Origin of the sequence: Kitasatospora sp. NPDC007106, from assembly GCF_040634455.1 — a bacterium.
Lineage (GTDB): Bacteria > Actinomycetota > Actinomycetes > Streptomycetales > Streptomycetaceae > Kitasatospora > Kitasatospora arboriphila.
Window position 1 is genome coordinate 1 of record NZ_JBEYFP010000814.1, and the last position, 2,560, is coordinate 2,560.

Sequence of the window (2,560 nt, forward strand, 5' to 3'; positions counted from 1 at the left end):
GCGTCCACCTGTCCGCCGGGCACGGGCAGGAACGCGTCCTGCTGGAGCTGGCGTTCGCCCTGGAGGCGGACCGCCCCTGGCGACGGATCCAGGACTGACCGGCGGATCCAGGACTGACCGACGGATCCGGCACCGGCCGCAGGATCACGGCACCGACGCGGGGATCCCGGCACCGGCCGGCGGAGTGCCGCGGCCCGCGGCGGAGTCCGCCGGTCGGCCGGGGTCCTTCAGGAGTAGAAGTTCCGCTGCCGGCGGTGCTTCGCCGGCACGGCGAGCGAGTCGGCCGACGGCGTCCGGCCGTCGTTCACCGCCGTGTTGTGCTCCACGTTCCGCAGTCGTGCCGCGGGCCGACAGCGGATTCCGGTCGGTGGAACCGAGGCAGCCGCTCCGGCGTCCCCGTAGGCGGGGTCCCCGGCCGGGACCTGCGATGATTGGGCTGATATCGTCCTGATTGTCCAACTGCCCTCCGGCGCGGCCGAGTCCGGGCCGAACGCCGTCACCCGGGAGCGTCCTTGCACCGCGCCGACCACCATCAGCCCGCCGCCGCGCGGCCGTTCCGACTGCTCGTCACCGGCGGTGGCACGGGCGGCCACACCTACCCCGCGCTGACCGCCGTGCGGACGCTCCGCGCCCGGCTCGGCGCCGCCGGGCAGGGGCTGGAGGTGCTCTGGGTCGGCACCGCCGAGGGCCTGGAGGCCCGGGTCGCCGCGAACGAGGGCATCCCGTTCGCCACGGTGGCCACCGGCAAGATCCGCCGGTCCTCGAACCCGCTGAAGATGGCCTCGCCCGCCAACGTCCGCGACATGTTCCGGGTCGTCCGCGGCATCCTGCAGGCCCGCAAGGTGGTCGCCGACTTCGCCCCCGACGTGGTGCTCGCCACCGGCGGCTACGTCGCCGTCCCGGTCGGCCGCGCCGCCGGCCGGTGCGGTGCGCCGCTGGTCGTCCACGAGCAGACCGTCCGCCTCGGCCTGGCGAACCGGATGCTCGCCCGGATCGCCGCCCGCTTCGCGGTCTCCTCCGAGTCCACCGTGCCGCTGCTGCCCGAGGGCGCCCGCGCCCGGGCCGTGGTGACGGGCAATCCGGTCCGCCCCGAGGTGTTCCACGGCGTCCCCGCCAAGGCCGTCGAGGCGCTCGGCCTGTACGGCTTCGACCCGCACCTGCCCACCGTGTACGTGACCGGCGGCGCCCAGGGCTCGCTGCAGATCAACGGCCTGGTCGAGGAGGCGCTGCCCTGGCTGCTGACCGGCGCCAACGTCGTGCACCAGTGCGGTGCCGCGCACGCCGACGGCCTGCGGGCCCGGGCCGCCGCCCTGCCCCCGCACCTCGCCGCCCGCTACCTGGTCACGCCCTTCGTCGGCCCCGAACTCCCGGACGTGCTGGCGCTGGCGGACGTGGTCGTCTCCCGCAGCGGCGCCGGGACGATCGCCGAACTCACCGCCCTCGGCAAGGCCTCCGTGCTCGTTCCGCTGGCCTCCTCGGCCGGCAACGAGCAGGCCCACAACGCCGGTCACCTGCAGGACTCCGGCGCGGCCGTGGCGCTGCTCGGCGAGGTCACCGCGGACGGCCTGTGCCGGGCCGTCGCGCCGCTGCTGTCCGACCCCTCGCGCCGTGCCGAGATGGCGCACCGGGCCCGCGCCCAGGGCCGCCCCGACGCCGCCGAGCGCCTGGTGGACGTCCTGCTGGAGGCCGCCGCGGTGAAGTAGTCCGCGGGCGGCTCCGGAAACCACGCGCCGACCGGCGCTCCCTGCGGGGGAGTGCCGGTCGGCGTGTTGCTGCGCGGGGGCGGCGGACTACTGGCCGTTCACCTGGGCCTGGATCTCGGCGTCGGCCACGGCGATGGCGACACCGAGGGCCTCGGTGATGTGCCCGGCGGCGGACATCACCCGGGCCGTCCCCACGATCGGGGCGATGGCCACCAGGACGTCCTGCAGCTGGCTCGCGGTCACATTGGCCTCGACGGCCGGACCGAGGTGGGCGAGGTAGGAGATCGTCGGTGCGTCCATGGCGGCGAGCGCGGCGATCCGGGTGAGGATGAGCATGTCCTCGTTCATCCCGCACCGCTCGATCGAGTCGATCGTCATCGCGGCGAGGGTGTCCAGGACGGGCGTTTCGGACGTCGTAGGCATGGTCGACTGCCTTCCGAGGAGTGCGGAGCGGAACGGACCGCCGGGCGCGTGCACCCGTTCGGCCGCTTGCAGTCCGACCCTAGGTCAGCCGGCCGGATCACGCCGTCCCGGTGTCCGGCATCGGAGTGGTTCCGTCGGCGGGCCGGTGTGTCCGCGGCGCGAACCGGCCGCCGACGGGGTCTGCCGGATGGATCCGACGACCCTGCCAGCCGAGTCCCGCAGGCACTTCCCTGCACGGGTCCACCCGCGGCTCGCGGACTCGGACCGCGAGCACGTGCGCGCGGTGTCGGCCCGTGCCGATCTTCCGGGCGGCGTCCTGGAACGGCTCACCTCCGACGGCCGGCCACGGGTCCGCGTCGCGGCGGCGGGGGACCCCGGTCTGCCGGTGCGGTGCCTGCCGGCGCTGCTCGCCCCGACCCGTACGGCGCGGTGGC

At 75.5% G+C, this 2,560-nt stretch carries 2 protein-coding genes and 1 pseudogene; 2 read left to right on the forward strand and 1 reads right to left on the reverse strand.

The genetic code is table 11. From position 1 onward, the window contains the following. Positions 1 to 512 precede the first annotated feature (512 nt). Positions 513 to 1,703: a UDP-N-acetylglucosamine--N-acetylmuramyl-(pentapeptide) pyrophosphoryl-undecaprenol N-acetylglucosamine transferase gene (locus ABZ641_RS32720; protein ID WP_359987743.1), complete on the forward strand. Its 1,191-nt coding sequence runs from the start codon at positions 513 to 515 to the stop codon at positions 1,701 to 1,703. 87 nt (positions 1,704 to 1,790) lie between these two features. Here ABZ641_RS32720 and ABZ641_RS32725 read toward each other — a convergent pair whose 3' ends face one another. Next, positions 1,791 to 2,126: a carboxymuconolactone decarboxylase gene (locus tag ABZ641_RS32725; protein WP_344626993.1), complete on the reverse strand. Its 336-nt coding sequence runs from the start codon at positions 2,124 to 2,126 to the stop codon at positions 1,791 to 1,793. Between the two features lie 187 nt (positions 2,127 to 2,313). Between ABZ641_RS32725 and ABZ641_RS32730 the strand changes: the two are divergent. Then, positions 2,314 to 2,560, forward strand: a pseudogene (locus tag ABZ641_RS32730) (hypothetical protein); the annotation flags it as partial.